Raw genomic sequence first — 5,182 nt, 5'->3', positions numbered from 1 at the left:
GCTGTGGCTGGTTCCCGGAGCGGAGCCGTACGCCACGACGGCGGCTGCGGCGCTGTGCGCGCTCAGCGCCGTCGGCGTTTACCGGCGCCTGATCCCAGCGCCGCTGCAACTGGCCGCCTACGCCGCCTGCCTCGCCCCGGTGTTCTGGCGCGGATCGGGCGCCGCCGAGGTGGGCGCGCCGTCGCTAGGGGTGCTGGCTCTGGTGACGGCGGCGACCGGTCTGGCCAATGCGCTGTGGTCCGAAGGGGCGGACCGCCGCTGGCCCGGAGCGGGCGCGGCCACCTCGCTTGCGCTCGCGGTCGCCATCGGAGCGGGGCCGTGGCCCGCCTGGGCGCCGGAACTGCTTGCCTGCGCCTTGCTGTTCGCTGCGGCGGCCCGGCTGGTGACGGCCTCCCGAGGCGAAGAGCGTGCGGTGGCGCCCGCCATCTGGCTCTGGACGGCCGGCGCGGCGGCGATCGCCGCGCTGAACGAGGGCCTCGACGCCCGCGCGCTGCCTGTCGCCCTCGCCGCCCTTTCGGCGGGTGTGGCGGCGATGCATGCGCGCCTGCGGTGGTGGGGGCTGGCGGCGGTGACCCTGGCCGCGAGCCTGGCCGCGCTGGCGGCGCTCATCTCGCCGGCCATGTTCTCGGCCCTGGGCGACGGCCGCCTCGGCTGGCCCCTGCTGGCGGCTGAGGCGGCGGTCTCGGCGCTGCTGATCTTCCTCGCCGCCCGCCTGACCGGCCGTGTCGAGGGCGCGCGGGCCAGCGCCGAGGCGCTCAGCACGGGCGCGCTCGTCCTGTCCCTGACCGGCGGCTTCCTGCTGTTGCGGCCCTGGGGGCCGGGCGGCGTCCTCGATCCGTTCCTGGAGGCCGGGCTTCGCACCCTGCTGCTGGTGGTCGCCGGCCTCAGCGCAGCGATCGCCGCCACCCCGCCGAAACGCGACGAGGACGGCGCGGCGAGCCTGCTTCCCGCCTTTGTGGAGGAGGCCTATAGCGCTCTCGTCAGCCGCGAGCCGGCGGGCGTGATCGGCCGCTGGCGCGGGCAGGCGCTGCTCCTGCTCGGGCTGGCGCACGCGGTCGTCTTTCAGCTCCTGCTGTTCAACCCCCTCTGGGCGCGCTGGAGCCCGGCCGTCGCAGGGCCGCCGCTCTTCGACAGCATCGCGGCGGGCCTGCTGGCGCCTGCGGTCCTCCTCGCCCTGGCCACCGACCCGCGGGTCAGCTTCAAGCGTTGGCTGCTCGGCGCTTTCTTGGCGGGCGCGGCGGGGCTGGCCTTCGCCGGGACCCTGCTGGAGCTGAGGCGGCTGTTCCAGGGCGCGGGCCTGCACGAGGCGCTGGACGTGGTAGGCCGCACCGAGGTCGCCGCCTACGGGCTTTGCTGCCTGCTGGCGGCGGCGGCCACCATCTGGGTCGGCGACCTGGCGAGCCGGCGGCGACTGACCGTCAGCCCGCTGGCCGGGGAAATCGTCGCCGTCGGCCGCGCCGGCGCGTGGGGCGCCCTGCTGCTGGCGATCATCATCTTTGGCTATGGGGCCAGTCCTTGGTGGGGGCCGCTGCAACGGCCGCTGGACAGCGCCCTGGACGCCGCCCTGCTGCTCGGCCTCTACGCCGCCGCGGCGGCCTGCATGGTGCTGGTGGGCCTGCGCCTGGCCGGCGGGACCCAGTCGCTGCTGCAGCGGGCGCTCAGGCTGGGCGGCGTCGCGCTGGCCTTCGCACTGGTGACGCTGGCGGTGCGTGCAAGCTTCCGCGGGCTCGACATGGCTCCGGACGCGCGCGACGCAGGGCTGGAGACCTGGACCTTCTCGGCGGTGTGGGGGCTGTTCGGCTTCGCCCTGCTGCTGGCCGGCGTCGCCCGGCGGGTCAACGACCTGAGGCTCGCCGGGCTGGCGGTGCTGTTCGTGACGCTCGGCAAGATCTTCGTCTTCGACCTGGCGCGGCTGGAGGGCTTGATCCGCGCCGCCTCGTTCCTGGCGGTGGGCGGGCTGCTGCTCGCAGCGGCGGTGCTCGCCCGCCGTCTGGCGGGGGAGGGCGGCTCATGGCGCCCTGGCGGCGGCAGGCCTGCGGCCGACGAGCGCTAGAGGCGTCTTCAAATGAAAAGGCCGCGGGGGTCGCCCCCCGCGGCCTGGTCTGGAGCGGCGCTAAGGCCGTCCTAGAACTCTTCCCAGCCCTCTTCCTCGGGGGCCGAGGAGGGTGCGGAGGCCAGGGCGGTGGCGCCTAGGGTCCGGGGCGCATGACCGCTGAGCGGGGCGGCGGGCCGGGACTCCCGGGGCGCCGACGACGCAGCGGTGGTCTGAGCCGGGCGGGCGGCGGGTTTGCGGTTCGGGTTCTCCAGGCCGCTGACCTTGAAGCGGGCGACCAGCTTGCCGAGCTCCTGGGCCTCCTGGGCCAGCACCCGCGAGGCGGCGGTGGATTCCTCGACCATGGCCGCGTTCTGCTGGGTCACGTGGTCCATCTGGTTGACGGCGGTGTTGACCTGATTGAGGCCGAGCGCCTCTTCCTTCGCGGAGGCGGCGATCTCGCCGACCACGTTGGAGATCTCGGCCACCTGGGTGACGATCCGCTCCAGGGCCTTGCCGGTCTCGCCGACCAGGGCCACGCCCTGGGCGACCTGCTCGGTGGAGGCCGAGATCAGGCCCTTGATCTCCTTGGCGCTCTCGGCGGAGCGCTGGGCGAGCGCCCGCACTTCCGAGGCGACGACCGCAAAGCCCTTGCCGCTTTCGCCGGCCCGGGCCGCTTCCACGCCGGCGTTGAGGGCCAGCAGGTTGGTCTGGAAGGCGATTTCGTCGACGACGCCGATGATCTGGCTGATCTGGCGGGCCGACTGCTCGATCTCGTTCATGGCCACGACGGCCTTGCGGACGATCTCGCCCGAACGTTCGGCGTCGGACTTGGCGCTGCCCACCGCTTCGCGGCCGTGGGTCGCGCCCTCGGCGGTCTTGTGGACGGTGGCGGTGATCTGGTCGAGGGCGGCGGCCGTCTCCTCGAGGGTGGCGGCTTGGTGCTCGGTGCGCCGCGACAGGTCGTCGGCGCCGTGGCTGATCTCGGTGGTGCCCGACTGGATCGAGTAGGTGGCCATGGCGATGGCGCGCATGGCGTCCTCGAGCTTGGCGACCGAGGCGTTGAAGTCGTCGCTGAGCTTCTTGTACTCGCCGGGGAAGGCGGTCTGCAGGCGGAAGGTCAGGTCGCCCATGGCCAGGCGGTCGAGGCCCTCGGCCAGCTGGCTGACGATGAGGTTCTGTTCCTCGGCCACCGCGGCGGCGGCCTCGGCGCTCTGCTTGCGGGTCTCCTCGGCGGACTGGCGCGCCGCTTCCTGCTCTTTGCGCAGACGCTCCATCTGCTGCTGGTTGTCGCGGAAGATGACCAGCGAGCTGACGATGGCGCCCAGCTCGTCCTTGCGGAACAGCTTGTCCAGGTCGATCGAGTTGTCGCCGCGGGCGAGGCTCTCGGTCGCGCCGGCGATCAGCTTCACTTCGCGGCGCATGGTGATCACCGAGAACAGGGTGATCGCGCCGGCGGCCAGCAGGGTCACCAGGGCGGCGATCAGGGTCGTGGTCTGACCCTTCTGCGCGGCGGCGATCGAGGCGGCGGCGTTCTTGTCGGTGGTGGTGCTCTGGGCCTGGACGATCTTGTCCAGGTTGGCGCTCATCTTGGCGTACTGTTCTTCGAACGGCGCGGCGAAGCCGGCGGCGGTGCCGAAGTCGGTCGTGATCATCGCCGCGATCAGGTCGAGCGCGTCGCGCGTCTCCTTCAGGTCTTTGGCGAGCTGATCGAAGGCGGGCTTCTGGGCGGGCGGGGCGGCCTTGCCGATCTCGGCCACTTCCTTCTGGATGGCGTCCACTTCCGCCAGCATGGCCTGGGCCTTGCCCTCGATCTTGTCCACCTCGATCGACGCAGCCTGGCTGGTCAGCAGGAAGTAGAGCTCGCCGTGGACGTCGGTGATCCGCTGCGAGATCTTCTGCAGGCGCATGTTGTTCGGCATGTCCTGCTCGACCACGCGGCTGAGCTCGCCGGCCTGGTCCTGCTGCAACACGACGCTGCCGGCCGCGGAAAGCGCCAGCATGATCAACGCGAAAGCGGGCGCGAAACCGATCTTGACGATCAGCGGCAAGTCTACGAGCCGAAACCGCTTCACTTCATCCCCCCTGGTAGCCTGAGCCCGAATCCGAGCTGCGACATCATGAATCGATGGTGCTAACGGAACGTCACCAAAGAGTGAGCGGGAGCCTCGCGAGACTTGCCGGGACTGCGGCCTTGGGTCGCCTAACAATGTTAGGCCCGCGTTTATCTGAAATTTACCAAGATTAGATTTAGCAGGTCAGTCTTTCTTAACCTGAATCGCGTTTGATCCGCACACTTCCGAGGAGAAGGAGTGGGGATGATGAAGAAACTCATCGCGATTAGCGGCGGCATTCTTTTCAGCGTTGCGTTCGCGGGCGCCGCTTCGGCGGGCGTGTTCGAAGAAAAGATGGGCTCGTGCCTGGCCAAGCACGCGAACGTGAAGGACTCGGCTGCGGTCGTGCTGGAATGCACGGCGGCGGGCGGCAAGCTCTCGGGCTGCACGGTGGTGAGCAACAGCGCCGGCGGCAAGGGCTTCGACAAGGCGGCCCTGTGCGTCGCTGAAGTGCTGCCGATCGGGTCCAAGACCGGCGTGGTCAAGGTTCCGGTCCGGTTCCCGGGCAGCTAAGCGCCCGACCACGACCAGAATTCCAGAACGCCCCCGCGCCGAAAGGCCGGGGGCGTTCCTATGCCTGCGTCACTGCTCGAGCTGCTCGCGCCAGCGGGTCAGCTCTTGTTGGTATTGGCGCTGGGCGGCCTCATGGGCGGCCATGGCGCTGCCCGCCTCCTTGGCTTTCTCGGCCGCTTCGAGGTTGAGCGCGCGGGCGCGGGCCACGCCGTCGTCCCGCTCGCCGACCTGGGCGGAGGCGGTCACCGCCTGGCTGGTCGCCGATGGCGCGGCGAGATGCCGCTCGTCAAAGGCGTCGGCGACGGTGAAGTCGATGTCGCCGGCGGGGTCGAACGAAGGCTCGGGCCCTTCGGCCGTGGCCAGGCTGCGGGGCGGCGGCACAGTGTCCTGGAAGTCGGCCTTGAAGGCGGCCACCATTTCCGAGAGGGCCTGCCGCATCGTGGGCCTGGGCGTCGTCCAGGGATTGCGGAAGGCGGGGCGAGGCGCGGTCGGCGCAGGGCTCTGCGCGGCGACCGGCGGCGCG

The 5,182-nt window shown here is 71.2% G+C and carries 4 protein-coding genes; 2 read left to right on the top strand and 2 right to left on the bottom strand.

The features are described 5' to 3' along the window. A partial coding sequence (locus VHK87_RS01705) for a DUF2339 domain-containing protein (RefSeq protein ID WP_329633163.1) occupies nt 1-2,053 on the top strand: 2,053 nt, incomplete at its 5' end. 71 nt (nt 2,054-2,124) lie between these two features. Here the strand turns inward: VHK87_RS01705 and VHK87_RS01700 are convergent. After that, complete coding sequence (locus VHK87_RS01700) at nt 2,125-4,107, bottom strand: methyl-accepting chemotaxis protein (protein ID WP_329633162.1); 1,983 nt, start codon at nt 4,105-4,107, stop codon at nt 2,125-2,127. 246 nt (nt 4,108-4,353) lie between these two features. Between VHK87_RS01700 and VHK87_RS01695 the strand changes: the two genes are divergently transcribed. Further along, nucleotides 4,354-4,659 carry a hypothetical protein gene (locus VHK87_RS01695; protein WP_329633164.1) on the top strand — a complete coding sequence of 102 codons (306 nt, stop codon included), beginning with the start codon at nt 4,354-4,356 and terminating at the stop codon, nt 4,657-4,659. A gap of 69 nt (nt 4,660-4,728) precedes the next feature. Here the strand turns inward: VHK87_RS01695 and VHK87_RS01690 are convergent. After that, on the bottom strand, nt 4,729-5,182 hold a 454-nt coding region (locus VHK87_RS01690), incomplete at its 5' end, for a hypothetical protein (protein WP_329633161.1).

The organism is Phenylobacterium sp. (assembly GCF_036263695.1).
Classification (GTDB): domain Bacteria; phylum Pseudomonadota; class Alphaproteobacteria; order Caulobacterales; family Caulobacteraceae; genus Phenylobacterium.
Note: the sequence above shows the minus strand (reverse complement) of the source record. Positions and strands in the feature narration are given on the sequence as shown.